Origin of the sequence: Micromonospora sp. WMMA2032, assembly GCF_002688545.1 — a bacterium.
GTDB classification, from domain to species: domain Bacteria; phylum Actinomycetota; class Actinomycetes; order Mycobacteriales; family Micromonosporaceae; genus Micromonospora; species Micromonospora sediminicola.
In genome coordinates this window covers 633203-657444 of the sequence record NZ_CP024052.1, presented here as the reverse complement: position 1 = coordinate 657444, position 24242 = coordinate 633203, and the positions used below count along the sequence as shown (strand labels likewise).

General features: G+C 75.2%; 28 protein-coding genes, 1 tRNA gene and 1 pseudogene. 13 read left to right on the top strand and 17 right to left on the bottom strand.

Annotated elements, in window-relative coordinates:
• The first annotated feature begins 82 nt into the window (after positions 1 to 82).
• A complete protein-coding gene (locus tag CO540_RS02995; RefSeq protein ID WP_099160806.1) occupies positions 83 to 1147 on the top strand; it encodes an NAD-dependent epimerase/dehydratase family protein in 1065 nt (354 codons plus the stop codon).
• 25 nt (positions 1148 to 1172) lie between these two features.
• On the opposite strand, the gene CO540_RS02990 is transcribed toward CO540_RS02995, so the two are convergent.
• A complete protein-coding gene (locus CO540_RS02990) occupies positions 1173 to 2648 on the bottom strand; it encodes a hypothetical protein (protein ID WP_099160805.1) in 1476 nt (491 codons plus the stop codon).
• A gap of 145 nt (positions 2649 to 2793) precedes the next feature.
• On the opposite strand from CO540_RS02990, the gene CO540_RS02985 reads away from it, so the two are divergent.
• The 4 genes from CO540_RS02985 to CO540_RS02970 are packed head-to-tail and all read left to right on the top strand — an operon-like array spanning position 2794 to position 5764.
• A complete protein-coding gene (locus tag CO540_RS02985) occupies positions 2794 to 3468 on the top strand; it encodes a glycosyltransferase family 2 protein (RefSeq protein WP_091574238.1) in 675 nt (224 codons plus the stop codon).
• Positions 3465 to 4151 carry a DUF2064 domain-containing protein gene (locus tag CO540_RS02980; protein WP_099160804.1) on the top strand — a complete coding sequence of 229 codons (687 nt, stop codon included), beginning with the start codon at positions 3465 to 3467 and terminating at the stop codon, positions 4149 to 4151. The genes CO540_RS02985 and CO540_RS02980 overlap by 4 nt, the downstream gene beginning before the upstream one ends.
• The gene (locus CO540_RS02975; protein ID WP_172967780.1) at positions 4148 to 4855 is read left to right on the top strand and encodes a methyltransferase domain-containing protein; all 708 of its coding nucleotides are present in this window, start codon (positions 4148 to 4150) and stop codon (positions 4853 to 4855) included. Before CO540_RS02980 ends, CO540_RS02975 begins: the two co-directional genes overlap by 4 nt.
• Before the next feature lie 9 nt (positions 4856 to 4864).
• Positions 4865 to 5764, top strand: a complete 900-nt coding sequence (locus CO540_RS02970) for a GNAT family N-acetyltransferase (protein WP_099160803.1) — start codon at positions 4865 to 4867, stop codon at positions 5762 to 5764.
• Positions 5765 to 5777: 13 nt separating this feature from the next.
• On the opposite strand, the gene sigJ is transcribed toward CO540_RS02970, so the two are convergent.
• Positions 5778 to 6647 (bottom strand): RNA polymerase sigma factor SigJ, encoded by an 870-nt coding sequence (gene sigJ, locus CO540_RS02965; protein WP_172967779.1) that lies wholly within the window; start codon positions 6645 to 6647, stop codon positions 5778 to 5780.
• Positions 6648 to 6784: 137 nt separating this feature from the next.
• Between sigJ and CO540_RS02960 the strand changes: the two genes are divergently transcribed.
• Positions 6785 to 7585 (top strand): SDR family oxidoreductase, encoded by an 801-nt coding sequence (locus tag CO540_RS02960; protein WP_099160802.1) that lies wholly within the window; start codon positions 6785 to 6787, stop codon positions 7583 to 7585.
• On the opposite strand, the gene CO540_RS02955 is transcribed toward CO540_RS02960, so the two are convergent.
• Positions 7572 to 8198, bottom strand: a complete 627-nt coding sequence (locus CO540_RS02955) for a disulfide bond formation protein DsbA (RefSeq protein ID WP_099160801.1) — start codon at positions 8196 to 8198, stop codon at positions 7572 to 7574. The genes CO540_RS02960 and CO540_RS02955 overlap by 14 nt on opposite strands.
• 39 nt (positions 8199 to 8237) lie before the next feature.
• Between CO540_RS02955 and CO540_RS02950 the strand changes: the two genes are divergently transcribed.
• Complete coding sequence (locus tag CO540_RS02950) at positions 8238 to 8729, top strand: MarR family winged helix-turn-helix transcriptional regulator (protein WP_216642328.1); 492 nt, start codon at positions 8238 to 8240, stop codon at positions 8727 to 8729.
• Positions 8730 to 8735: 6 nt separating this feature from the next.
• Here the strand turns inward: CO540_RS02950 and CO540_RS02945 are convergent, their stop codons facing one another.
• Positions 8736 to 9137, bottom strand: coding sequence for a VOC family protein (locus CO540_RS02945; protein ID WP_099160800.1), 402 nt, complete (start codon positions 9135 to 9137; stop codon positions 8736 to 8738).
• A gap of 60 nt (positions 9138 to 9197) precedes the next feature.
• On the opposite strand from CO540_RS02945, the gene CO540_RS02940 reads away from it, so the two are divergent.
• Positions 9198 to 9512: a hypothetical protein gene (locus CO540_RS02940; protein ID WP_099160799.1), complete on the top strand. Its 315-nt coding sequence runs from the start codon at positions 9198 to 9200 to the stop codon at positions 9510 to 9512.
• Here the strand turns inward: CO540_RS02940 and CO540_RS02935 are convergent.
• From CO540_RS02935 to CO540_RS02915, 5 genes are all read right to left on the bottom strand, one after another.
• Positions 9478 to 10374, bottom strand: coding sequence for an inositol monophosphatase family protein (locus CO540_RS02935; RefSeq protein ID WP_253866396.1), 897 nt, complete (start codon positions 10372 to 10374; stop codon positions 9478 to 9480). The genes CO540_RS02940 and CO540_RS02935 overlap by 35 nt on opposite strands.
• Before the next feature lie 21 nt (positions 10375 to 10395).
• On the bottom strand, positions 10396 to 11049 hold the full coding sequence (locus tag CO540_RS02930) for a hypothetical protein (protein ID WP_099160797.1): 654 nt from the start codon (positions 11047 to 11049) through the stop codon (positions 10396 to 10398).
• Positions 11046 to 12047, bottom strand: coding sequence for a hypothetical protein (locus CO540_RS02925; protein WP_091574230.1), 1002 nt, complete (start codon positions 12045 to 12047; stop codon positions 11046 to 11048). The genes CO540_RS02930 and CO540_RS02925 overlap by 4 nt, the downstream gene beginning before the upstream one ends.
• Positions 12048 to 12102: 55 nt before the next feature.
• Positions 12103 to 12879 (bottom strand): class I SAM-dependent methyltransferase, encoded by a 777-nt coding sequence (locus CO540_RS02920; protein WP_099164560.1) that lies wholly within the window; start codon positions 12877 to 12879, stop codon positions 12103 to 12105.
• Positions 12880 to 13018: 139 nt separating this feature from the next.
• The gene (locus tag CO540_RS02915) at positions 13019 to 13945 is read right to left on the bottom strand and encodes an LpqB family beta-propeller domain-containing protein (protein WP_099160796.1); all 927 of its coding nucleotides are present in this window, start codon (positions 13943 to 13945) and stop codon (positions 13019 to 13021) included.
• A gap of 138 nt (positions 13946 to 14083) precedes the next feature.
• Here CO540_RS02915 and CO540_RS02910 point away from each other — a divergent pair, with 138 nt between their 5' ends.
• The 3 genes from CO540_RS02910 to CO540_RS02900 all read left to right on the top strand — a co-directional run bounded on the left by CO540_RS02910 (position 14084) and on the right by CO540_RS02900 (position 15427).
• The gene (locus tag CO540_RS02910) at positions 14084 to 14677 is read left to right on the top strand and encodes an HD domain-containing protein (RefSeq protein ID WP_091577565.1); all 594 of its coding nucleotides are present in this window, start codon (positions 14084 to 14086) and stop codon (positions 14675 to 14677) included.
• 211 nt (positions 14678 to 14888) lie between these two features.
• Positions 14889 to 15209, top strand: coding sequence for a DUF2975 domain-containing protein (locus CO540_RS02905; RefSeq protein WP_253866394.1), 321 nt, complete (start codon positions 14889 to 14891; stop codon positions 15207 to 15209).
• Positions 15209 to 15427 (top strand): helix-turn-helix transcriptional regulator, encoded by a 219-nt coding sequence (locus CO540_RS02900; protein WP_091574225.1) that lies wholly within the window; start codon positions 15209 to 15211, stop codon positions 15425 to 15427. Before CO540_RS02905 ends, CO540_RS02900 begins: the two co-directional genes overlap by 1 nt.
• Positions 15428 to 15505: 78 nt before the next feature.
• Here CO540_RS02900 and CO540_RS02895 read toward each other — a convergent pair.
• The 4 genes and pseudogenes from CO540_RS02895 to CO540_RS02880 form a co-directional block, all read right to left on the bottom strand.
• Positions 15506 to 16704 (bottom strand): annotated as a pseudogene (locus tag CO540_RS02895) (RtcB family protein).
• 30 nt (positions 16705 to 16734) lie between these two features.
• Positions 16735 to 16807: transfer RNA gene (locus tag CO540_RS02890), tRNA-Glu, on the bottom strand.
• Positions 16808 to 17111: 304 nt separating this feature from the next.
• Positions 17112 to 17519 (bottom strand): hypothetical protein, encoded by a 408-nt coding sequence (locus tag CO540_RS02885; RefSeq protein WP_099160795.1) that lies wholly within the window; start codon positions 17517 to 17519, stop codon positions 17112 to 17114.
• Positions 17520 to 17619: 100 nt separating this feature from the next.
• Positions 17620 to 17952 (bottom strand): hypothetical protein, encoded by a 333-nt coding sequence (locus tag CO540_RS02880; RefSeq protein ID WP_253866392.1) that lies wholly within the window; start codon positions 17950 to 17952, stop codon positions 17620 to 17622.
• A gap of 170 nt (positions 17953 to 18122) precedes the next feature.
• Between CO540_RS02880 and CO540_RS02875 the strand changes: the two genes are divergently transcribed.
• Entirely contained in the window at positions 18123 to 18896 is a 774-nt protein-coding gene (locus CO540_RS02875; RefSeq protein ID WP_099160794.1) for an alpha/beta hydrolase family protein, read from the top strand.
• Between the two features lie 169 nt (positions 18897 to 19065).
• On the opposite strand, the gene CO540_RS02870 is transcribed toward CO540_RS02875, so the two are convergent.
• From CO540_RS02870 to CO540_RS02855, 4 genes are all read right to left on the bottom strand, one after another.
• Complete coding sequence (locus tag CO540_RS02870; RefSeq protein WP_099160793.1) at positions 19066 to 20106, bottom strand: zinc-dependent alcohol dehydrogenase family protein; 1041 nt, start codon at positions 20104 to 20106, stop codon at positions 19066 to 19068.
• A 161-nt stretch (positions 20107 to 20267) separates the two neighbouring features.
• Positions 20268 to 20774 carry a DinB family protein gene (locus CO540_RS02865; protein WP_099160792.1) on the bottom strand — a complete coding sequence of 169 codons (507 nt, stop codon included), beginning with the start codon at positions 20772 to 20774 and terminating at the stop codon, positions 20268 to 20270.
• 94 nt (positions 20775 to 20868) lie between these two features.
• Positions 20869 to 21726, bottom strand: coding sequence for a M15 family metallopeptidase (locus tag CO540_RS02860; protein WP_099160791.1), 858 nt, complete (start codon positions 21724 to 21726; stop codon positions 20869 to 20871).
• A 10-nt stretch (positions 21727 to 21736) separates the two neighbouring features.
• Positions 21737 to 22702, bottom strand: coding sequence for an acetylxylan esterase (locus CO540_RS02855; RefSeq protein WP_099160790.1), 966 nt, complete (start codon positions 22700 to 22702; stop codon positions 21737 to 21739).
• A gap of 206 nt (positions 22703 to 22908) precedes the next feature.
• On the opposite strand from CO540_RS02855, the gene CO540_RS02850 reads away from it, so the two are divergent.
• Entirely contained in the window at positions 22909 to 23934 is a 1026-nt protein-coding gene (locus CO540_RS02850) for a LacI family DNA-binding transcriptional regulator (protein ID WP_099160789.1), read from the top strand.
• Positions 23935 to 24242 lie beyond the last annotated feature (308 nt).

Here is a 24242-nt window from a genome sequence, read left to right as displayed (position 1 = left end):
ACCACCGCCGTCCCTTACGGACCGCTGACGTCCCCGGCGAACCGGCCCCCGGCCGCTCCCGGGTGCCCTAGCGTGGGCCGGTATGCGGGTACTGGTCACCGGCGCGGCCGGGTTCATCGGATCGCAGATCGCCGACCTGCTGGCCGCCGAGGGCCACCAGCCGGTCTGCCTGGACGCCCTGCTGCCGCAGGCGCACGGCGGGACGCTGCCGGAGTGGTCCCGCCGGCACGACCCGGTGGTCGGCGACGTGCGCGACGCCGCGCTGCTGGACCGCCTGCTGCCCGGCGTCGACGCGGTCTGCCACCAGGCGGCGATGGTCGGCCACGGGCTGGACCCGTCCGACGCTCCCGACTACGCGGGGCACAACGACCTCGGCACGGCGGTGCTGCTGGCCGCCATGCACCGGGCCGGGATACGGCGGCTGGTGCTGGCCAGCTCCATGGTGGTCTACGGCGAGGGGCGCTACACCTGCGCCCGGCACGGCGTGGTCCGTCCGGCCCCGCGCCGCACCGCCGACCTGGCCGCCGGCCGCTACGACCCGACCTGCCCCGCCTGCGGCGGCACGCTCGCCCCGGCCCTCGTGCCCGAGGACGCGCCGCTGGAGCCGCGCAGCACGTACGCCGCCAGCAAGCTGGCCCAGGAGCACTACGCCGCGGCGTGGGCCCGGCAGACCGGCGGCGGCGTGTGGGCGCTGCGCTACCACAACGTGTACGGGCCGCGGATGCCCCGCGACACCCCGTACGCCGGGGTGGCCTCGCTGTTCCGCTCGGCGCTGGCCGCCGGGCGGGCGCCGGTCGTGCTGGAGGACGGACGCCAGCGGCGGGACTTCGTGCACGTGACCGACGTGGCCCGGGCGAACCTGCTGGCGCTGACCGCGCCGCCGCCGGACGGTCTGGTCGCGGTGAACGTCTGCTCCGGCGAGCCGCACACGGTCGGCGACCTGGCGGTGGCGTTGGCCCGGGCGATGGACGGCCCGGCGCCGGAGGTGGTCGGCGGCGCGCGGGCGGCCGACGTGCGGCACGTGGTGGCCGATCCGGCCCGCGCCCGGGAGCTGCTCGGCTACACCGCGCGGGTCGGTTTCGTCGAGGGCGTCACCGCCTTCGCCACCGATCCCCTCCGCGCCCCCGCCGCCCTCTCCCCCGCCTGACTCCCCCGCTCCGCCGACGCGGGGGTCAGGAGACGGTGAGGAGGAGGTGGTTGACCAGGAGGGCGGTCAGGGCCTGGGCGGCGAGCCAGCGGCGGCGGGCCGGTGCCGGCAGGTGCGCGACGGCGACCAGCAGCCAGACCACGAACGGCAGCCAGATCCGCTCCACCTCGGCCTTGCTCATCCCGGACAGGTCGGCGGCGGCCACCACCAGCGCGGCGGCGGCCGGCAGCAGGACGGTCGGCCCGAGCGCCACGACCCGCCGGACGAGCCGGCCCGCCGACCGACCGGGTGACGAGGACGTGCCGACCGGGTCGGTCCCGCCGGCGTCCGCCACGGCGGTGGCCCGCGTGCTTCCGACCCGGTCGACGCCGGTCCGCCAGCCGGCCCGGGCGGCCACGGCGGCGCGACGCAGCGCCGGCCCGAGCACCGGCCCGGCGGAGATCAGCAACGCCGCCAGGTTCGCCCAGACCCAGTACGCGTACGGGCGGTCGGCCGCCCAGCCCTGGTAGTAGCGTTCGACCACCCGGTCGTACCCCTCCCACCAGCGGAAGCCGGCCAGCACGAAGAGCGTGGTGACGGCGGCGACACCGGCGGTCGCGGCGAGCAGCGCCGACCGGCGCCGGTCGGGTCGCAGCGCCAGCACGGTCACCGCCAGCGCGCCCACCAGCACGAACCCGTACGACAGGTGCAGCGCGAAGCCGAGCAGCAGCCCGCCGGCCAGCGCGGCCGTCGGTCCGCGTACCGCCAGCAGGGCCAGCCCGGCGGCGACCACGCCGGTGAACACCGCGTCGCCGGAGGCGCCCAGCCACACCGCCCCGGGCAGCAGCACCAGGAACGGCAGCACCGTCCGGGCGGCGTCGGCGGCGCCGAGCGCCCGCAGCGTGACCGGCACGGACACCGCGACGGTCGCGCCGACCAGCACGCAGCAGAGCGCGGCGGCGGCGCCGCCGCCGAGACCGACCCGGTCCAGCCAGACGAAGACCAGCAGCGCGCCCGGCGGGTGTCCGGCGGTGTGCGTGGACCAGGAGTCGGGTTGGAAGTCCAGGATCCGGTCGGTGAAGCCGGCCAGCATCCGGGGGATGTCGGTCACCCCGGGCACCTCGTGCAGATACTCGGCCTGGGGGGTGAGCCGCCGGGCCAGCCCGGTCGACCAGCCGTCCACGAGGGCCAGCGCCAGCGTCCAGGCCACCGCCGCCAGCCAGCCGGCGGCCAGCAACGGTCCCCAGCGTGCCGTGCGTGCCCAGCGCAGCCCGGGCCCGAGCACGACCAGCGCGACCAGGACCGCCAGCGGCGTACCCCAGCCGACGTGCGGACGCCAGGTGGCGTAGAGCGGCGCGGCGTCGGCGTGCAGCCCCACGCCGCGCCGGTTGAGCGCCAGGCCGACCACGACGGCGGCGGCGAGCAGCGCCGCCTCGACCGCGACCACGACCAGGTCGCCCCGGTGCGGGGCTCCGGTCCGGTCCGCGGCGGGGGCGCGGCGCAGCGTGGGTGCGGATCTCATGACGACCGCACGGTACGGCCCGCCGCCGCCCCGCGGGACACACGCCGCAGGCGTGTCACCGGATGGTAAGAAATCCCTGCTCGGTAAGGGTTCCGTAAGCCCGATCGGGGTACGGCGCGGCGGGTCCCGGCCTAGCGTCGGCGGCATGCGGACACAGATCGACGTGGTGCTGCCGTGCCTGGACGAGGCCGCCGCCCTGCCCGGGGTGCTGGGCGCGCTGCCGCCCGGCTACCGGGCGATCGTGGTGGACAACGGCTCCCGGGACGGCTCGCCCGAGGTGGCCGCCCGGCACGGCGCCCGGGTGGTACGCGAGCCCCGGCGCGGCTACGGCGCGGCCGTGCACACCGGGCTGGAACACGCCGAGACCGAGCTGGTCTGCGTGCTGGACGCGGACGGCTCGTTCGATCCCGGTGAGCTGCCGGCGCTGGTCGCCCCGGTGGCGGCCGGCACGGCCGACCTGTCGGTGGGCCGCCGGCGGCCGGTGTCCACCTCGGCCTGGCCGTGGCACGCCCGGGCCGGCACCGCGGTGGTCGCCGCGCTGCTGCGGCAGCGGGGGGTGCCGCTGCGCGACCTCAGCCCCATCCGGGTCGCGCGGCGGGAGGCGTTGCTCGCGCTCGGGGTCACCGACCGCGCGTTCGGCTACCCCCTGGAGCTGATGATCCGGGCGGCGGCGGCCGGTTGGCGGATCCACGAACACGACGTGCGCTACGCCCCGCGCGCCGCCGGCACCCGGTCCAAGGTGTCCGGCTCGGTACGCGGCACGGTCCGGGCCACCCGCGACTTCCTGACGGTCCTGCGCACCGTGGACGGCCGGCGGTGACCGTCCTGCTGGTGATGGCGAAGGCGCCGGTGCCCGGCGCGGTGAAGACCCGCCTCTGCCCACCGGCGTCCCCGGTGCGGGCGGCCCGGATCGCCGCCGCGGCGCTGCGCGACACGGTGGACGCGGTCGCCGCCACCCCGGGTGTCGTGCCGGTCCTGGCGCTGGCCGGGCGTCTCGCCGACGCCGAGGACGGGGCGGACCTGGCCGCCGCCGTGGCCGGGTGGGCGGTGCTGCCGCAGCGCGGTGACGGCCTGGCCGACCGGCTCGCGCACGCGCACGCCGACGCGGCCGACGCGTACCCGGATCGGCCGGTGCTCCAGATCGGCATGGACACCCCGCAGCTGACCCCGGCACGGTTGGCCGCCGCCGTGCGCCGGTTGGCCCTGCCCGGGACCGACGCGGTGCTCGGGCCGGCGGCGGACGGCGGCTGGTGGGCGCTGGGGCTGCGGGATCCGAGGCGCGCGGCGGCGCTGCGCGGCGTGCCGATGTCCACCGCCGACACCGGCCGGCTCACCCACGCGGCGCTGGTCGGCGCCGGCCTGCGGGTCGCGGCGCTGCCGACGCTGCGCGACGTGGACGACTGGGCCGACGCGCGGGCGGTGGCCCGCGCCGCGCCGGGCGGACGGTTCGCCCGCGAGGTGGCCGCGCTGCGGCCGGTCCTGGTGCCCGGCGGCGACCGGTGAGCCGGCTCAGCACCGCGGTGGAGCCGCGGGACGGCTTCGGGGCCGCGCTGCGGCGGCGGGCCGGCGCGCACTGGCTGGTGCAGGCCGACGGCGTGCGGCGCCGGCTGCCGGTGGAGCGGTGGCACGGCCGGGCGGAGCCGGCGATCGCCGCGGTCGTGGACCGCTGCCACGGGCCGACGCTGGACCTCGGCTGCGGCCCGGGCCGGCTCACCGCGGCGCTGACGCGCTCCGGCGTGACCACGCTCGGGGTCGACGTGTGCGCCCGGGCGGTGGCGCTGGCCCGGTCCCGGGGCGCGGTCGCGCTGCGGGCCGACCTGTTCGATCCGCTGCCCGCCGAGGGCCGGTGGCGGCACGTGGTGCTGCTGGACGGCAACATCGGCATCGGCGGCGATCCGGGGCGCCTGCTGCGCCGGTGCCGGGAGCTGCTGCACCCGGACGGCACGGTCCTGGTCGAGCTGGAGCCGCCGGGCAGCGGCGCCTGGCAGGGTCAGGCGTACGTGGTCTCCGGGCGGCGCCGGGGGCCCAGCTTCGGCTGGGCGCGGCTGGACACCCGGGCGGTGCACGGTCCCGCCGCGACGGCCGGCCTGGCCGTGCGCGACGTGCGACCGGCCGGCGGACGCTGGTTCGCGGAGCTGGCCGCCGGACGAGCCCTCGGGCCGGACGCCGCGGAAAAGGGTTTCGGCGCGGCGGCGGCCGGCCGCTAGCGTGCGTCCATGACCGCCGCCCCCACCCTCCACTTCCATGCCGATCCGGGCGAGTTCCTCGCCGTCGCCGGCGACCACCTGGCCGCGGACCCGGTGGTCGGCACCGTGGTCGCCAGCGTCACGAACCGGGCCGCCGTCCGCCGGGCCGACGGGGTCGCGACACCCGACGGCGACTGGTGGTTGGTGGTCCGGGACGCCCGCGGCGCGGTGGTCGGGGTGGGGATGCGGGCCGCCCCCTTCCCGCCGCGCCCGCCGTTCCTGCTGCCGATGCCGACGGAGGCGGCCGTCGCGCTGGCCCGGACGTGGCACGAGCGCGGCGAGGAGGTGACCGCGGTCAACGGGGCCCTGCCGGCGGCCCGCGAGTGCGCCGCCGAGGTGGCCCGTCTCGGTGGCGGCCGGGTCGAGGTCGCCCAGCACACCCGGCTGCACGAACTCGACGAGCTGGTGCCGCCCGCGTCGACCCCGGGCGCGCTGCGGGTCGCCGCGGAGGACGACGTCGACCTGGTCGCCGCGTGGTTCGACGCGTTCATGGCCGACGCCGACGAGCAGGCGGGCCGCGCGCGCGGCGCCAGCGCCCACGAGACGCCCGACCGCGAGGAGCTGCTCCGCCGCATCCGGGGCGGGCGGGTCTGGTTGTGGACCGACCCGGCAGGGCGGCCGGTGCACCTCACCGCCGCCAACCCGACGTCGTTCGGCGTGGCCCGGGTCGGCCCGGTCTACACGCCGCCGCAGCAGCGCGGCCGGGGCTGGGCCGCCGCCGCGGTCGCCGAGGTCAGCCGCCTGTTGCGGGCCGAGGGCGCCCGGGTGTGCCTCTACACCGACCAGGCGAACCCGACGTCGAACCGGCTCTACGCACGGCTCGGCTTCCGGCCGGTGGTCGACATGGCCAACCTGGTCGTCGTGCGCTGACACCGCTTCCGAGTCAGCCGGCGAGGCCGAGCGCGGCCAGCCGGCGTGGGTCGGCGATCACGTCCACGGCGGCGACGCGTCCGGCCACGATCGTGAACGCCATCACCGACAGCGTCCGCCCGCCGGTGCTCACCAGCACCCCGGCGGCGCCGTTGACCAGCACGGGTCGCGCGTACGGGGACAGCCGGCCGAACGTCGTCGCCTGCGCGGCCACCGTCGGCGCGCCGGTGAGCACGGTGGTGTGCCGGGCCCGCGCGGTCCCGCCGTCGGAGCGGAGCACGACGTCCGGGTGGAGCACCGCGACCAGCGCGTCGAAGTCGCCGTCGCGGGCGGCGGTCAGGAACGCGTCCACCACCGCGCGCTGACGGGCCAGGTCCGGGTCCGGGGCGGGCGCCTGCCCGCGTACCCGACGGCGGGCCCGGCTGGCGAGCTGCCGGGCCGCCGCCGGCGAGCGGTCGACCAGGGGGCCGATCTCGTCGAACGGCACCCCGAACATGTCGTGCAGCACGAACGCGAGCCGCTCGGTCGGGGTGAGCGTGTCCAGCACCACCAGCAGCGCCAGGCCCACCGTGTCGGCGAGCACCGCCGCGCGCGCGGGGTCGGCGTCCGGCTCCACCACCGGGTCGGGCAGGTGGCCGTCGAGCGGGTCCTCCCGGCGGGCGGCACGGGACCGCAACGTGTTCAGGCTGACCCGGGCGACCACAGTGGTCAGCCAGGCGTCCAGGTTGTCGATCGCGCCGGCGTCGGCGCGGGCCAGCCGCAGCCAGGTCTCCTGCACGGCGTCCTCGGCCTCGGACAGCGAACCGAGCAGCCGGTAGGCCACCGCCCGCAGCCGGGGCCGCTGCCGTTCGAACCGCTCCGCCAAGGTGTCACCCACCGTCACAGCCTCCCCTTCCGCCTACCGTCCCGACCCGCGCCGGCACCCGGACGTGACGACAGGTGACCGCGATCACATCGGTCACACCGGCCCACCGCCCCGGGTCGGGGAGGTGACACCACGACCCCGACGGGGAGGACACCATGGCGACACCCATTCTGGTCACCGGCGGCACCGGCACGCTCGGCCGGCACGTCGTACCGCTGCTGCGGGCGGCGGGGCACCCGGTCCGGGTGCTCAGCCGGCGCGGCGGCCGGGCCGGTGACGGCGTCACCCACGTCACCGCCGACCTGCTCACCGACGCGGACCTCGTCCCCGCGGTACGCGGCGTCGACACCGTGCTGCACCTGGCCGGCGGCGCCAGGGGCGACGACCGGGCCGCCGGCAACCTGGTCCGGGCGGCACGCCGGGCCGGTGTGACGCACCTGGTGCACGTCTCCGTCGTCGGTGCCGACCGGGTGCCGCTGGCCTGGATGCGGTCCAAGCTCGACGCCGAGCGCGCGGTGGTCGACTCGGGGCTGCCGTGGACGGTGCTGCGGGCCGCCCAGTTCCACGATCTGGTGCTGACCATGCTGGCGACGATGGCGAGGTTGCCGGTGGTCCCGGTCCCCGGCGGGCTGCGGCTGCAACCCGTCGACGCCGGCGAGGTGGCGGCGCGGCTGGTGGAGCTGGCGCTCGGCGCACCCGCCGGCCTGACGCCCGACCTGGCCGGCCCTGGTACGCACGGCGTCGACGAGCTGCTGACGGGCTACCTGACCGCCACCGGCCGGCGTCGGCTACGGGTGCCGGTGCGGATTCCCGGGCGGGCCGGCCGGGCGTACCGGGAGGGGGCCAACCTGGCCCGGCCGGGCGCGACGGTCGGCGTACGGACCTGGGACGACTTCCTGGCGCGGCGGGCTCAGCGCGCCGGTGCGCGCCGTGGCGACGGGGCTAGGCGAAGCTGAGCCCCTCCGCGCGGGCGCGTTTGAGTTCGGAGAAGGCTCCGCAGGTGGCCAGCAGGCGGGCGCCGTCGAAGACCCGCAGCGCCTCGTCGCCGCGAGGGATCGAGGTGAGCACCGGGCCGAAGAAGGCCACGTCGTCGACGACCACGGTCGGCGTCCCGAGGTCCTCACCGACGAGTTCCTGCGCGCGGGCGGTGCTCGCCCGCATCAGGGCATCGACGTCGCCGTGGTGGGCGGCGTCGGCCAGGTCGAGGGGAAGACCCGCCTCGGCCAGGGCTGCCGGAACGACGGTGTCCAGGTTCTTGTCGTCCTCGTCGTGGATCCGGCGACCGAGCGCCGGATAGAGACGCGTGAGGGCGGCGGAGCCGTGGTGCGCGGCTGCGGCCGCACACACCCGCGCCGGCCCCCAGGCGCGGTCGTTGAACTCGCGATACCACGGCTCCAGCTCGCGGTGCTCGTTGATCACGGCCAGGCTCATCACCTCGAAGCGCAGGGCGATCGGACGGAGGCGGGCCACCTCCAGGAGCCAGCGGGAGGTGATCCAGGCGAACGGGCAGGACGGGTCCACGTAGGCCGTGACCGTCGGCGACGACGCATCGACCAGAGCATCTTCCATGGAAGAGAACTTATCTTCCATGGAAGGTAAGATGCAATAGTGAACAGTGACCACATCGACGAGATCGTCGGCCAGTGGCGTCGCGAGCGGCCGGACCTCGATCCGAGCCCGATGCTGGTCGTCGGCCGGATCCAGTGGCTGGCGGACGCCCTCGACGCGGCCCTGCGTCCGCCGCTCGCCGCCGCGGGTCTCGGCAACGGCGAGTTCGACGTGCTCGCGGCACTGCGCCGGGCGGGCGCGCCGCACACGCTCACGCCCGGGCAGTTGAGCCACCGGATGCTCGTCACCACCGGAGCGGTCACCAAGCGGGTGGACCGGCTGATCGCCCGCGGGCTCGTGTCCCGGGCGACGCACGAGACCGACGCGCGCGCCCGGGTGGTCGGGTTGACCCCCGCCGGGCTGGCCCTGGTCGACCGGCTCGTGGAGGAGCATCTGGCCAACGAGGCGGCCCTCCTGCGTGGCCTCACCGACCGCGAGCGGGCGGACCTGGAGCGCCTGTTGGAGACGCTGGCGCGCACTGTGGACCGGTGAACCCGGTCAGGCGCGCGTCACCGGGTGGAACTGCTCGAACATCACCTCGTAGCCGTCCGGGTCGAGACCGTAGAAGATCCTCGCCCAGCCGACGTCCTCCGGTTCCAGCGTGACCGGCAGTCCCTCGTCGCGCCAGAGCGCGTACGTGGCGTCCAGGTCGGTCGTGGGGACGGTGAGCACCACGCCCAGTCCCGGCGGACCGGCCTTGACCACGCGCTCCCGGTCGTCGTTGTGGTGCCCGTGCCGATGCAGGTCGGACAGGATCAGCCAGGTGTGGCCCAAGGTCAGGTAGCGCAGGTGCGGTTGGCCTTCCTGGGGGATCTGTCGGAAGCCGAGGCGCAGGTAGAGCCGGTGGGAGCGGTCGAGGTCGCGCACCCGGAGCCCGAGCTTGAGCTGTCTGGCGGCCATCGGAGGAGGCTAGCGGATCCCGGTGGCGCCGAGGGCGCGCCGGATGGGATCCTGCCGGGCGTGCGGGACGACGAGCCGGTGGTGGTGCACGTCTACTGCCGTGTCGAGGTCGTGGTCGACGACCCGGGCGCGGTGACGGCGCTCGCCGAGCGGCAGCTGCGGCAGGCCGACATCGACTGGGCGGACGAGGCGGACACCCTCGACGAGGCCGCCACCGCGCTGCGGGCGGACCTGCCGCTGGCCCTGGCCGATCTGGTCGACCCGGAGCGCCTGCTCGCGGACGTGCCGGGGGTGCGGTTCCGGGGCGCCCACTGCTGGGCCGCCCCCGGCGCGGGTCAGCTCACCAACCGACCGAGCCGAGACCGACCGGGGTGAGCCGGCGCACCTGCGGCTCGATCCACTGAGCCGCGGTGACCAGCTTGACCAGCCGGTCGATCGTCTCCGGCGGGCCGGCCACGAAGCTGCGCCGCTCGGCCGGGCAGCCGTAGCGGTCGTCGAACGTGCCGCCGTCCAGAGCCCGCACCGCCATGCCGGCCTCGACGGCCAGCAGCATCCCGGCCGGCAGGTCGATCGACTCGGGGCGGTAGCCGATGATGCCGTCGATGTCGCCCCGGGCCAGCATCACCCAGGACAGCAGCGGCGCCCAGAGCTGGAGCACCCGGCGGGCGGTGGTGTCGAGGACCACCTTCAGCGCCCGGGCGGTGCTGTCGTCCCGGCGTACCTCGTGCCCCTGGGTCCAGGCCAGCACCGGCGCGGCCGGCACCGGCCGGTGGGCGGCGCGCAGCGGGCGGCCCACCGGGCCGGAGGCGTGCACGAACGCGCCCCGGCCCCGGACCGCGGACCAGGTGTGGCCGGCGACCGGGTCGTGCACCACGCCGAGCACCGGCGAGCCGCGCTCGCACAGGGCGATGCCCACCACGTACGCGGGTAGCCCGATCGCCACGTTGTTGGTGCCGTCGAGCGGATCCACCAGCCACGCCCAGGTGGTGTCCGGGGCGTACTCGCCACCCTCCTCGGCGATCACCCCGTGCTCCGGCCAGCGGGCCCGGATCCGGTCCACGATCAGCCGTTCGGCGGCCAGGTCGAGATCGGTGACCAGGTCACCGGAGTCGTTCTTGGCCCGGGCGTGCATCTCGCCCCGGGTGCCCCGGCGCAGCAGCCGGCCCGCCGCCCGGGCCACCTCCACCGCGAACCGGTGCGCGTCGCGCAGGTCGGGCCCGCCTCTGTTCGGCTCCACGTCCACGGCTCCTCCAGCCAGTCAGCCCCGTGCCACCAGTCGCGCGATCTCCCGCGCCATCCGCGCGGTCTCCGCCGCGTCGCAGCGGTCCCGGCGTACCCGGTGGCTGCGCCCGTCCACCGCGCCGAGGCTCAGGTCGCACGCGCCGGGAGTGGTCCGGCCGAGCGCCACGGTCACCGCCGGCGCGCCGGCGTCGACCTCCGAGGTGTGGAATCCGCCGGCGCGCAGCGCGTACGAGTCGCCGGCCGAGTGCGTCTCCACGGTGGCGGTCGTCGCGGTGACCAACCGGTCGGTGGCGGCCATCTCGTCCACCTCGCCGAAACTGTGCACCTCGTAGATCCGCCAGGCCGGGTCGGCGGCGGCGTCGTCGATGTCGATCAGCTCGTTGCGGACCGTGCCGTGCAGCACGTGACTGAGCAGGTCCCAGCTGTGCGAGTGCATGGTCGAGGTGGTCGGTCGCACCGGCGGCGGGTCGGCCGGCCAGGCGTGCACGCAGATCCCGTCCGGCCCGTCGCGCTCGACCGGCAGGCAGGTGAACCCGAGCGGGTGCCGGACGGCCCGCAGGGCCCGCCGCCCGTCGGCGACATCGGCGAGCACGTCCAGCACCCAGTCGCGCAGCAGGTCCGGCCGGGTGCCCCGGTCGATCTCCCGTTCGAGGTCGGCGTAGCTCGTCATGCGTACGGATTCCTCGCCTGGATGGCCTTGCCGACGATGTCGGCGACCTCGCGGTCGCCGAAGGACCGGGGCAGCGTCAGCCCGAGCGCGGCGAACAGCCGGCGTACCTGCTCGACCGACGGCTCGTCGTCGAGCTTGACCTGACCGGCCGCCTCGATCGGCACCCGCCGGCTCTGCTTGCGGCTGTAGTCGAGTTCGATGTTGAACCGGTTGTAGTAGAGCTCACCCCGGTCGATGCGCAGCGCCGGGGTCTGCGGGTTCTCCTGGGTGATCACCACGCAGGAGGAGGAGAGGTCGTAGCGGAACGTGGTCATCTGGGCGGAGAGCCGCACCTCGACCGTGAGCAGGCCGGAACGCTGCAGGTGCCAGCAGGCGGCGAGCACCGTCGCGTAGGACTCCTTGCGGGTCCGGTCGACCGTCCACCGCTCCCCCGGCGCGTCCGGGTCGAGGCTGCGGCGGAACCGCGCGTACCGCTCGCAGACGTCCTCGTCGGTCGGGTCGATGATCTCGACGGCGACGGTGAGGGTGGCGTTGCGGCGGCGCGCGTGCTCCAGGCACTCCGGCAACGTGACCGCGCGCAGGTAGGTGCCGGTGCCGCCCTTGAAGGTCCAGCGGTCGGTGTGCCGGCGGGCCTCGGCGAGCGTCTGGCCGACCTCGCTGCCGTGCAGCACCCGCACCATGGAGACGCTGTCGATGGCCTCCCGGGCCCGGTTCAGCGCGCCCTCGGGGCCGGTGATCTCGCGCATCTGCGGCACCAGGTCGGTGAGCCGGTCCCGGGTGTCCACCATGACCTGACGCACCTGCTGCTCGGCGGTCCGCCGGCGCAGCCGGTCCCGCAGCACCGCCTGCGCGAGCAGGCCGAGGACCAGCAGGATGGCGCTGTTGACCACGTCCTGGCTGACCGTGTTGGTCAGGCCCAGCACGGCCACCGTGACGGCCAGCAGCAGGCCGATGAACGCGTCGAGATTGGTGACGACCCAGGCGAACAGGCGCGTCATGACATCCCCCGGTCGACGACGGAGCCTCCATGATAGCCCTTTGTCAATGTCGCGATCACGGGGCGTTTCGGGGCGGTGGCGGTGCGCCGCCGCGACGGGCCGCGCAGATGAGCGATCCGCCGAGGCCGGGCGCGGCCCGGGCCAGCCACCGCGAGGCGAGCCACCGCCCGCCGGGCAGCCGCCAGCCGACCTCGTTGGAACGCATCGCCAGTGGCGTGAACCCGGCCCGGCGCAGCGTCCGCCGCAGCAGCGACGCGGTGAAGGGACGGATGTGCAGCCACAGGTAGGGGTGCAGGGGGTCGACCTGGCGTGGCGCGCGCCCGGCGAGGAACGCCAGCCGATCCTGCACCGGCGCCAGGTTCGGGGTGGTCAGCACCAGCAGGCCGTGCGGCGCCAGGACGCGGTGGCACTCGCGCAGCAGCGCCAGGGGGTCGTAGACGTGCTCGATCAGCTCGCCGGCGAGCAGCCCGGCGAAGCTGCCGGCCCGGAACGGCAGCCCCCGGGTGGCGTCCAGGCAGACCGGCAGCGCCCGGCCGCCGGCCGCCCGCCGGGCGGTGCCCAACGCGGCCTCGGCCGCGTCCGCGAGCACGAGCGGGCCGGCCAGCGCGGTGGGGTCGAGCATGCCGCGCGGTCCGCAGCCGAGTTCCAGCACCGGCCCGTCGCCGGTCACCCCGTCGGTCACCAGCCGGGCCGCGACCGCGCGACGCACCCGGTGGTACGGGTCGTCGACGTACCCGTCGACCTCCGCGCCGTCGTGGTAGCGGCGATGGTTGGCGTGCCGGCCGTGCGCCTGGGCGCGGTGCGACGACGTCCCGGTCGGCGGCTCGGCCATCATCCCTCCACGGCGGACCCGGCCCCGTCGGCGGCGTCCGCCCCCAAGCCTCGCACCGCCGCCGGCCGTCGGGCTGGAACTCCACCCCGGACACGGGGACGCGGCGGCCGGCACGCCGGCCGCCGCGTCCCGGCGGGTGTCAGATCGCCCGCGCCCAGTCCACTCGCATGCTGTCGTCGTACTCGTCGCCCGGGATCCACCACGGCTCGCCGAAGCCACTGGTGAAGACGATGATGTTGCCGCCGTCCGGGTACTCGTTCGTGGGCGGCACCGACAGCGCGGCGCAGTAGCGCCCGTCCGGGGAGAACACCGGCGACAGGAACACCCGGGGCTCGTCGGTCAGCCGCTTGAGGCCGGTGCCGCCGACGCGCACCGAGCCGAGGGACCCACCGACGATCTCCACGTCCCGGGTCCACCGGTTGGTGCTGAACACCACGCGGTTCGACCCGGGCGTGAACACCGGCCAGCCGAAGGTCTCGCCCGGCTCGGGCTGGTAGACCCGGCGCACCTTCCCGGTGGCCAGTTCCAGCGCGCGGAGCTGGTGCCCTTCCGAGCGGCTGATCCACTCCATCACGATCATCGAGCCGTCGCGGGACCAGTTGGGCCGCAACATGCGGTGGCCTTCGACGAGGATCCGCCGGGCGCCGGTGGCGACGTTCACCGCGACCAGCGTGGTGTCGCGGATGACCATGGCGATCTCGGTGCCGTCGGGTGACCAGGTCGGCCACCCGTAGTGGGCGCCGAAGGGATCGGTGATCAGGGTGCGGCTCTGCCCGGTCACCCGATCGTGCAGGTTGAGGACCGGGTCGAAGATGGGAGCGGGCTTCTGGTCGACCACGGCCAGGTAACGCCCGTCCGGCGAGACGGTCGCGTCGGTGCCGTCGGGCAGCAGAACCTGCGGGGTGGTGCGGCCCCGGTTGATCTGGAGCACACCCGGGCCGGTGACGATCCACGGCCCGTTCACGATCTCGGCGGCGGCGGCGGGCGAGCCGGCGATGCCGGTCGCGGCGGCCGCCCCGGTCAGGGCGGCGGCACGCAGCAGGGCGCGCCTGTTCATTGCGGTCATGAGGAACCCCCGTGGTAGAAGTCTCGTCCACCCTCCGGACAGGACAGTCGTTCCGGCATCAGACGAGTGGACCATTCACCTTCGGCTTCTCGGTCACCACGCACGGTGACCGGCCGGGCGGCGGGTACCCTCGCCCCGGTGACCTCCGACGCGTTGCACCGCGCCCTGACCGACCCGGGCGATCCGCCGCTGCTCCCGCTGCCCGGCGTGGCCACCGAACTGCTGGCCGCCCTGGCGGCGCCGCCGCGCCTCGGCGCGCACCTGCGGCTGGTGCACGACGTCGCGTGGCACCTCACCGCCGCGTTCGCCGATCGGTTCCCCGCGGTGCCGTTCGACCGGCAGGCGGTGCTGTTCGGCGCGGCCGTGCACGACCTCGGCAAGGTCGAACACCCGGCCGAGCTGACCGGCCCCGGCGCGGAGCACGAGGAGGCCGGCTACCAGTTGCTGCTGCGCTTCGGCGTACCCGAGGAGCGGGCCCGCTTCGCGGTCACCCACGCCGCCTGGCACTCCCCCGGGGTGCAGCTGGAGGACCTGCTGGTCAGCCTCGCCGACAAGGTGTGGAAGGGCCGCCGCGTCACCGACCTGGAGCAGCTCGTGGTGGACCGGCTCGCCGGCATCACCGGCCAGGAGCGCTGGCAGACGTTCCTGGAGCTGGACGACGTGCTCGCCGAACTGGCCGCCGACGCGGACCGCCGGCTCGCCTTCCAGGCCGAACACCCGGTGTACGGCTGAGCGCATCCCTATGGACCGATTGACTTTCGATAGCTTCCGCGCGATAGTCGATGCATGCTGACAGCGCAACGCGCGGTGACACCTCTCCGCGCCTTCCTCGTCCTGCTGTTCGGGATCCTGGTCCTGTTCCAGACCATGTCGCTGCCCGGGCAGTTCGCGCACATGGCCCGGGAGGACCCGGACATGGCGTACCTGAGGTGGGGCCACCGCCGTGACCATCTTCTGGGTGCTCTGCGTGCAGGTGGTGATCGTCTGCACCTGGCAGCTGCTCACCCTGGTCAAGAACGACCGGATCTTCACCCCGGCGTCCCTGGCCTGGGTCGACGGGATCGTCTGGGCGATCGCCGCCGCCTGGCTGGTGCTGGTGGGCGTCTTCCTCTACGTCGGCTTCCACGCCGACGACCCGGGGCTGCCGCTGCTGCTGTTCCTGCTGACCACCGGCGTCAGCGTGCTGGGGCTGCTGATGGTCGTGATGCGCGCGCTGCTGCGGCAGGCCACGACGTTGCGCACCGACATGGAAGCGGTGATCTGATGCCGATCGTGGTCCGCATCGACGTCGAGCTGGCCAAGCGCAAGATGAGCGTCGGCGAGTTCGCCGAGCGGGTCGGGTTGACCCCGGCCAACGTCGCGGTGCTGAAGAACGGCCGCGCCAAGGCGGTCCGGTTCAGCACGTTGGAGGCCATGTGCCGGGTGCTCGGCTGCCAGCCCGGCGACCTGCTCGAATACGTCGAGGACGGGGAGGAGCCGTGAGACCGCTGCTCGCCACCGCCGCGCTGCTCGCCGCCGCGCCCGGTAGGGCCGGCGCCCCCTCGACGCCGGCCCCGCCGCTCAGCCCTTCACGCAGACGACCTGCTTGAGGTGGGCGACCACCTCGACCAGGTCGTCCTGCTGGGCCATCACCTGGGTGATGTCCTTGTACGCGCCGGGGATCTCGTCGACCACCCCGGCGTCCTTGCGGCACTCCACCCCGGCCGTCTGCGCGGCCAGGTCCTCCGTGCTGTACGTCCGCTTCGCCTGCCCCCGCGACATCCGCCGGCCGGCGCCGTGCGACGCCGAGCAGTACGCGTCGGGGTTGCCCTTGCCGCGCACCACGTAGGAGCCGGTGCCCATGGAGCCGGGGATGATGCCCAGGTCCCCCGGCCGGCCCGGATCGCCCCCTTCCGCGTCACCAGCACGTCCACCCCGTCGTAGCTCTCCTCCGCCACGTAGTTGTGGTGGCAGGAGATCGGCTCGTCGTAACCCACCCGCGGGAACGCCTCCCGGACCACCTGGCAGAGCAGGGCGAGCATCACGGCCCGGTTGCGCCGGGCGTACTCCTGCGCCCACCACAGGTCCCGGCGGTAGGCCTCCATCTCCGACGTGCCGGCGAGGAACACGGCGAGGTCCCGGTCGGGCAGGTCGGTGTTGTGCGGCAGCCCGCGCGCCACCGCCATGTGCCGCTCGGCCAGCTCCTTGCCGATGTTGCGGGAACCGGAGTGCAGCATCAACCAGACCCGACCGTCGTCCGGGCCGCCCTGCTCCAGGCAGACCTCGATGAAGTGGTTGCCGCCGCCGAGCGTGCCCAGCTGACGCTGCGCCCGGGTCTGGAGCTGGGCCACCTTCCGGTCGAGCGTGCCGAACCGGCGCCAGAAGTCGTCCCAGCCGGCCTGCTCCAGCCCGCGGATCCGGCGCGGGTCCACCGCGTCCTCGCGCATCGCGAAGCCGACCGGGATCGCCGCCTCGATCGCCGACCGCAGCGACGCGAGGTCGTCGGGCAGGTCGACAGCGGTCAGCGAGGTACGCACCGCGGACATGCCGCAGCCGATGTCGACGCCGACCGCGGCCGGCGACACCGCCTGCCGCATGGCGATCACCGACCCGACCGTCGCGCCCTTGCCGAAGTGCACGTCCGGCATCACCGCGACGCCGTGCACCCAGGGCAGCGCGCCGATGTTACGCAGTTGCCGGGCCGCCTGCGCCTCGATCGTGTACGGGTCGGTCCAGACCCGGACCGGCGCCCGGGTACCGGCCAGCGGGGTGAAACCCATCGTCGTCTCCTTGCTCGTGTCCGTCTGACGTAGGCCGTACGGGACTCGAACCCGTAGCCTCCCGGCTGAGAACCGGGTGAGCTGCCAGTTGCTCCAACGGCCCCGGGACGGCCGACGCCGTCTCGAAGGTGCCCCGGACACGGAGAACCGCCCGGCTCCGGTCTGGGGGCGGGCGGTTCGCGCGGATCGTCGCGCCGGCGCTAGACGCGCCACCACCCTGGTTGCCGCTGCCGACGGCGGCGGCACGTGCCCGGTTCGGACAGCAGGGCACCACCGCGCGGCGCGGGCCGCTCGGCTCGGGTGCGATTCTGCTGCGACACGGTGGGCTCCCCCGGGTGGATCAGGTCGACGGTGCCCGCTCACGGTACGGGCGCGGCGGACGTGGCGGCAACCCGATATCCGCGCGGTCAGTCCCGCCGGAGACGGTCGCCCAGCGACTCGGCGAGCGCGGGGCCCAGCACCTCGTACGCGGGATCGACCCGGAGCCAGAGCAGTTTGTGGCGGCCACCGTCGCGCATCGTCAGCGCCAGCCGGTCACTGAGGACCCCCCGGTGCAGGCGGGCCCCGATCACGTCGTCCAGCGCCAGGACCTTGTTGGAGGGGTGGGCGGCGGCGACGGCGGCCAGGTCCAGGGTCGACGCCGGCACCTCGGGCAGCGGGTGCGGAACCGTCCGCCCGTTGGCGTGCGCGCGGGTCTCCCGAAGGCTCAGCCGACGGCGCACCAGCAGGTGCGGCAACAACCAGAGTTCACCGTGGATCCAGTCCGCCCAACCGGTGGTGCAGCTCCGGGTGATCAGTCGGGCCGTGTGCTCCACGGCGTCACGTCAGCCGACGCGAGCGGCGGGACCGGTCGCCCCTAGCCGGCGTGCGCCACCGGGTGGCGCCTCATCTCCTCCATGAACGGGTAGCGGGCGGTCAGCTCGGCGAGCGTGGTGCCGGCCCGCCAGGCGGCGGCCACCTGCGCGACCTGGAGCAGGTCGGTGGCGTCGCCCCGGCCTGGACCTCGCCGTCCACCCGCAGGTCGATCATGAAGTAGCGGGCCTGCGCGCCGAGGCTGACGCAGACGACGCCCCGGTCGGAGGTCGTCTCGGCGCAGGTGAACCGGCTGCGACCCTGCTCGGGGGCGGTGACCCGGCCGACGTCGAGCTGGTGGGCGGTCGCGGTCTGCGTCAGCGCGGGAGCCAGACCGCCGGGCTCGACCAGGTCCGGGTAGAGGCGCACACCCAGTGCCGCCGAGACGTCGCTCATGACTGACTCCCACTTCCTCGTGACAGAGACCAGCAGCGCGTGCAGGTTACGGTCATGTTTCCGGCACGCATGGCCATCCTGTCCCGACCGACCGCCCAGGGCAATAGGAACGGTCGATCCGAACTCCGTCGGGCCCTTCCGGTCCCTCGCCGGGGGTACGCTGCCGGCTCATGGCCCGGATCAGGTGTGACTTCTTCTCCTCCGCCCTCGGCATGGGCACCTCGATGACCGTGCTGCTGCCCGAGGCGGGCGCGGCCGGCATCGGCATGCCGGGCGCCGTGGCCGACGGCGACCCAGCGGTGCTCTACCTGCTGCACGGCCTGACCGACGACGACACGGTCTGGACCCGGCGCACCGCGATCGAGCGCTACGTCGCCCCGCTCGGCCTGGCCGTGGTGATGCCGCAGGTGCAGCGGAGCTTCTACTGCGACGAGACGCACGGCAACCGGTACTGGACGTTCCTCACCGAGGAGCTGCCCGAGGTGTGCCGGTCGTTCTTCCGTCTCTCCGCCCGGCGCGAGGACACGTTCGTCGCGGGCCTGTCCATGGGCGGCTACGGCGCGGTGAAGTGGGCGCTGCGCCACCCGGACCGGTTCGCCGCGGCGGCCAGTCTCTCCGGGGCGCTCGACGTGGTGCGCCGGCGGGACCACCCGACCCGGCCGGTCGACCCGGCGGTGTGGCACACCGTGTGGGGCGACCGGCCGGCGCCGGAGCACGACGACACGGTGGGCCTGCTGGAACGGGCCGGCGCCGACCTGCCGGCGCTCTACGTCGCCTGCGGCACCGAGGACTTCCTGCACGAGGACAACGTCCGGTTCGTCGACGCCGCCCGGCGACGCGGGGTGCCGCTCACCGTCGACTTCGGTCCCGGCGACCACGAGTGGGGTTACTGGGACGCCCGGATCCAGGACGTGCTGGCCTGGCTGCCGCTGCGCCGGCCCTGACCGGCGCGCCGCGCCCCCGGCGCGCGGCCGGGGACGCGGCACGGTGGGCTCACCGCCGGGCTGGTCGCGGTCGGCGCACCCGCACCGGGTACGCGACCACCGCCGCCACCGCCATGGCGGCCAGCCCGGCCAGGGTCCACCTGGTTCGTGGGGTCATCGGGCACCTCCCTCAGCGACGGGTCAGCACGACCTTGAGCGCGCCGGTCTCGGCCGGGCGGGAGAACACGTCGTACGCCTCGACGATCTGGTCGAGCGCGTACCGGTGGGTGACCATGTGCGCGGTGTCGAGCTGGCCGGCGACCAGCATGTCCAGCAGCTTCGGCGTGGTGCGGGTGTCGACCAGGCCGGTGGTGATGGTGACGTCGCGGATCCACAGCCGCTCCAGGTGCAGCGTGGCCGGCGCGCCGTGCACGCCGATGTTGGCCACCCGTCCGCCGGCGCGGACCAGCGTGGTGCACAGCTCGAATGTGGCCGGCACCCCGACCGCCTCGATGGCCACGTCCGCGCCGAGTCCGGCGGTGACCGAACGGACCACGTCGAGCGGGTCGTCGTCGACGAGGACGGTCAGGTCGGCGCCGAACCGCTTGGCCGCGTCGAGCCGACTCTGCGCCTTGTCCACGGCGATGACGTGGGTGGGCGAGAAGAGCCGGGCGGTCTGGATCGCGGCCAGGCCGATCGGGCCGGCGCCGACGACCACCACGGTGTCGCCGGGGCGCACACCGCCGTTGAGCACGCCGACCTCGTAGGAGGTGGGCAGGATGTCGGCGAGCAGCACGGCGGCCTCGTCGGAGACCGTCTCGGGCAGCCGGTAGGTGGACAGGTCGGCGAACGGGATACGCGCGTACTCGGCCTGCACGCCGTCGACGGTGTGCCCGAGGATCCATCCGCCGCCGCCGAGGCACTGCCCGTAGACGCCCTCGCGGCAGTAGCGGCACACGCCGCACGCGGAGATGCAGGAGGCGAGGACCCGGTCGCCCTCGGCGAGGTTGGCGACGCCGTCACCGACCGCCACGACCGTGCCGACCGCCTCGTGGCCGAGCACCCGGCCCGGCTGGACCTCGGGCACGTCACCGCCGAGGATGTGCAGGTCGGTCCCGCAGATGGTGACCGCGTCGACCCGGACGATCGCGTCGCGAGGGCCGGCGACGGTGGGGTCCGGGATCTCGGACCAGGACTTCTCGCCCGGCCCGCCGTACACGAGTGCCTTCATGGCTCCTCCTCACGCCGTTGTCACCTCCCACGCTTCTCCGCGGCGGTGGGCGGGGGCAGGGCCGGAGGGCCCGGTGCGCGGGACCTCGGTCCCGCGCACGGTGATCGACGTGTCAAGAGGGGGCCCCTCCTCTACCGGAGGCGTTAACCGGGGGCCCGGCCTTACGCGCCGACGGTGCCGTCGACGGCCTCGCGGATCAGGTCGGCGTGGCCGTTGTGCCGCGCGTACTCGTGCATCATGTGCAGCATCACCAGGCGCAGTGACACGTCCTCGCCCCACCGGGCCTGGTGGCCGGTCACGTCCAGCGACTCGGCCTCCCGCTCGATGCGGCGGGCGTGCGCGACCTCCCGCCGCCACGCCTCCCACGCCTGCGCGCCGTCGGCCTCCCGCGCGTCGTACGCCGCCTGGAAGTCGCCGGTCTCCGACCAGATCAGCGGCACGTCCTCGGCGGCGATGACGCGGCGGAACCAGGTGCGCTCCACCTCGGCCATGTGCCGCAGCAGCCCGAGCAGGGAGAGGGTGGACGGCGGCGACGCCGGCCGGCGCAGCTGCTCGTCGGTCAGCCCCTCGCACTTGAGGGCCAGGGTGGCGCGGTGGAAGTCGAGGAACGCGCGCAGCGTCTCCCGCTCACCGGCCCGCAGCGGCGGGCCGATCCGTTCGGTCGGCACGGTGGATCCTCTCCGGGCGGGCCGGCGGCCCGCCGATGGTGGACGGCGGCGGTCGCCGGCAGCCTAGCCGGTGTGGATCATGAGGTGCCGGCAATCACCGCAGCGAGGACCGGGCCACCGGGAAGTCGAACCAGGTGTCCGGGTACGGCTCGTCGACGTAGCGGTAGTGCCACCACTCCCGCGGGTAGTTCTCGAAGCCCTGCGCGCTCATCAGCTCCCGCAGCAGTTCCCGGTTGTCCCGGGCGGCGGCGGTGACCCGGGCGTCGTCCGTGTGGGCGCGCGGGTCGAAACAGTCGAACCCGGTGCCCATGTCGACCGAGTCGTCGGCGAAGCGACGGCCGGCAGGCGCGGTGCACGGCACCAGGGGCTGGCCGGGCACGTACCGGGCCGGCTCGGGGCCGGGCACCGGGACCAGGGTCAGGTCGAGCGTGCTGGCCCGGCTGTGCGCGGTCGGCGCGCCGATGTACCCGTCGGCGAAGAGCCGGTCCTTGGGCACGTCGGGATAGAACTCGCCCTTCATCCGCTGCTCGTCGGGGCGCTTGGCCCAGGCCACGAACTCGTCCACCGCCCGCTGCGGCCGGTAGCAGTCGTAGACCTTCAGGCTGTGGCCGCCGGCCAGCGCCGCGGTCTGCACCCGGTGCAACGCCTCGGCGGCCCGGCGGGTGAGCAGGCAGAGCGGCTCGGGGTAGCCGTCGATCGGCCGGCCGACGAAGTTGTGCGGGCCGGCGTACCGGATGTCGGTGCGGATCGTCGGGTCGACGGCGGCCAGGTCGACCACGTCGGCCGGGGCGCGCGGGCCGGTCGGGGTGGGCGACGGCGGGGCCGGACGCGGCGCCGGCCGTTGGCAGGCCGCGGCGAGCGCCACGGCGGCCACGGCCAGGACCGTCGCCGCGCGTCTGCCGGTGCCCACCCTGCCGTGTCTACCAGCCCGACCCGGCGCCCGGGCCGGCATCGACCGCCGGTCAGCCGTCCAGGGCGGCGCGGAGGAAGTCCAGCGCGGCCGCGTCGTCGTCGACGCCGCCCGCCTCGTGGCCGTTCCACCGCCACACCGCCAGTTCCTTGTCGCCGCGGTAGTCGTGGTAGGCGGCGTAGACCGTCGACGGCGGCACGATGTCGTCCATCAGCGCGACGGAGAAGCGGGCCGGCACGGTCGCGCGGCGGGCGAACGCCACCCCGTCGACGTAGCCGAGCGTGCGCAGCACCTGCTCCTCCCGGTCGCGGTGCACGGCCAGGTAGTCCCGGATCTCCCGGTAGGGCGCCGAGTCGGTGAGCGTCACGGCGCGCGGCACGTCGCAGAGGAACGGCACGTGGACCACCGCGGCACGGACCCGGGGCGCGAGCGCGGCGGCGGCCAGCGCGGCCGCGCCGCCCTGGCTGTGGCCGAGCACGGCGACCCGGTCCGGGTCGACGGCCGGCAGGCCGCGGGCGGCGTCCACCGCGCGGACGGCGTCGGTGAGGAAACGCCGGTAGTAGTACCGGCGCGGGTCCTCCACCCCGCGGGTGGCCATCCCGGGGGCCTGCGGTCCGGCCGCGGCCACGTCCGGGGTGTCGCCCCGGCTCCACCCGGAACCCTGCCCCCGGGTGTCCATCTGCAGGTGCACGAACCCGGCCGCGGACCAGAGCAGGTTCTCCAGCGGGTGGCCGCGCCCGCCGCCGTAGCCGACGTACTGCACGACCGCCGGCGCCGGGCCGGACGCGCCGCGGGGCACCCGCAGCCAGGCCCGCACCGGCTGACCGGCGAACCCGGGGAAGGTCACGTCGAACACGTCCACCCCGGCCAGCGGGGTGGGCACGGGTGTCACCTCGACGGGCTCGCCGCAGGAGCGGGCCTGCGCGAGCGTGTCGGCCCAGAAGGCGTCGAAGTCGGATGGTTCGCGCAGGTCGCTGCGGTGGCGGCGGAGTTCCGCCTCGGGCAGGTCGGTCAACACGCCTGACGTTTCCTCGTCGTCCGGTGGTGGGGAGGACGACGACGGGTCGCCGAAAGGCGCCCCGCCGCGTTCCGGAAGCTTTCCGCAACCCGTGCGAACGCTAGGACCGGCCCGACCTGTCGTCAAGACCACGCCGTACGGCAAGATGTCGGTGGGGCGGCACGGCTTGCCGGTCGGTTCCGGGCAGCCGGCGAAGGGGACTCGGGGTGAACGCGGACGACGAGCGCAGGGTGACCATCACCGCGATCGCACGGGAGGCCGGCGTCTCCGTGCCCACCGTGTCGCGGGTGCTCAACGGGCGGTCCGACGTCGCGCCGGACACCCGGGAACGCGTCGAGGAGCTGCTGCGTCACCACGGCTACCGGCGCCGCGGCAGCCGCACCGTACGCCGGGCGAACCTGGTCGACCTGGTCTTCAACGACCTGGACAGCCCGTGGGCCGTGGAGATCATCCGTGGGGTGGAGGACGTCAACCACGCCGCCGGAATCGGCACGGTGGTCTCGGCCGTGCACCGCGAGTCCAGCTCGACCCGGCAGTGGCTGCACAACCTGCGCGGGCGGGCCTCGGACGGCGTGATCATGGTGACCTCGCACCTGGGCCCGGCGGTCCAGGCGCAACTGCGCCGGCTCAACGTGCCGGTGGTGGTGGTCGACCCGGACGCCGGGGTGGCCGGGACGGACGTGCCGGCGATCGGCGCCACCAACTGGACCGGCGGCCTGGCCGCCACCGAACACCTGCTCACCCGGGGCCACCGCCGGATCGGCTTCGTCGCCGGCCCGCCGCACCTGCTGTGCAGCCGCGCCCGGCTCGACGGCTACCGCGCCGCGCTGGCGGCCGCCGGCGTGCCGGCCGACGACAGTCTGGTCCAGCCGGGCGACTTCTACCACGCCTCCGGCTTCGCCGCCGGTGGCGCCCTGCTCGACCTCGACGACCCGCCGACGGCGATCTTCGCGGCCAGCGACCAGATGGCCTTCGGCGTCTACGAGGCGGTACGCCGGCGCGGCCTGCGCGTCGCCGACGACGTGAGCGTGGTGGGCTTCGACGACCTGCCCGAGGCCCGGTGGGCCTCGCCGCCCCTGACCACCGTGCGCCAGCCGCTGGTGGAGATGGGCCGGCTCGCCGCCCGCACGGTGCTGCGCCTGGCCCAGGGCGAGGAGATCGAGTCGCCCCGGGTGGAGCTGGCCACCGAGCTGGTGGTGCGGGACAGCACCGCCGGGCCGGCCGGCCGCTGACCGGCCCGGGTCGTTTCAGTCGACTTCCGGAAGTTCGCCCTCCCGCGGCACCACGGCGGTCGACGCGGCGACCGTGGCGGCGTGCCGACGACGTCGGGCCAGCAGCACCGCTCCCCCGGCCACCAGCACCGCGCCCACCGCGACCGACAGTCCCGCGCCGGGCCGGTAGCCGGGGGCGGGGCGCCGCCGCGCAGGTCGGCGTGCCCGGCCAGGGCCGACGCCGCCCCCGTGGCGGGGGGCGTGGCGCGGTCCAACTCTCCCGGCTCCACCAGGCGGCCGACCGCGGCGTCTCGGGGCAGCCCGAAACC

Coding starts and splice junctions, on each gene's coding strand:
- CO540_RS02915 (WP_099160796.1), bottom strand. CDS start 13,945: ATGACCGCAATGAACAGGCGCGCCCTGCTGCGTGCCGCCGCCCTGACC.
- CO540_RS02870 (WP_099160793.1), bottom strand. CDS start 20,106: ATGAAGGCACTCGTGTACGGCGGGCCGGGCGAGAAGTCCTGGTCCGAG.
- CO540_RS02920 (WP_099164560.1), bottom strand. CDS start 12,879: ATGGCCGAGCCGCCGACCGGGACGTCGTCGCACCGCGCCCAGGCGCAC.
- CO540_RS02925 (WP_091574230.1), bottom strand. CDS start 12,047: ATGACGCGCCTGTTCGCCTGGGTCGTCACCAATCTCGACGCGTTCATC.
- CO540_RS02985 (WP_091574238.1), top strand. CDS start 2,794: ATGCGGACACAGATCGACGTGGTGCTGCCGTGCCTGGACGAGGCCGCC.
- CO540_RS02955 (WP_099160801.1), bottom strand. CDS start 8,198: ATGGAAGATGCTCTGGTCGATGCGTCGTCGCCGACGGTCACGGCCTAC.
- CO540_RS02945 (WP_099160800.1), bottom strand. CDS start 9,137: ATGGCCGCCAGACAGCTCAAGCTCGGGCTCCGGGTGCGCGACCTCGAC.
- CO540_RS02860 (WP_099160791.1), bottom strand. CDS start 21,726: ATGCCGGCCCGGGCGCCGGGTCGGGCTGGTAGACACGGCAGGGTGGGC.
- CO540_RS02960 (WP_099160802.1), top strand. CDS start 6,785: ATGGCGACACCCATTCTGGTCACCGGCGGCACCGGCACGCTCGGCCGG.
- CO540_RS02930 (WP_099160797.1), bottom strand. CDS start 11,049: ATGACGAGCTACGCCGACCTCGAACGGGAGATCGACCGGGGCACCCGG.
- CO540_RS02875 (WP_099160794.1), top strand. CDS start 18,123: ATGGCCCGGATCAGGTGTGACTTCTTCTCCTCCGCCCTCGGCATGGGC.
- CO540_RS02990 (WP_099160805.1), bottom strand. CDS start 2,648: ATGAGATCCGCACCCACGCTGCGCCGCGCCCCCGCCGCGGACCGGACC.
- CO540_RS02970 (WP_099160803.1), top strand. CDS start 4,865: ATGACCGCCGCCCCCACCCTCCACTTCCATGCCGATCCGGGCGAGTTC.
- CO540_RS02880 (WP_253866392.1), bottom strand. CDS start 17,952: ATGAGCGACGTCTCGGCGGCACTGGGTGTGCGCCTCTACCCGGACCTG.
- CO540_RS02995 (WP_099160806.1), top strand. CDS start 83: ATGCGGGTACTGGTCACCGGCGCGGCCGGGTTCATCGGATCGCAGATC.
- CO540_RS02900 (WP_091574225.1), top strand. CDS start 15,209: ATGCCGATCGTGGTCCGCATCGACGTCGAGCTGGCCAAGCGCAAGATG.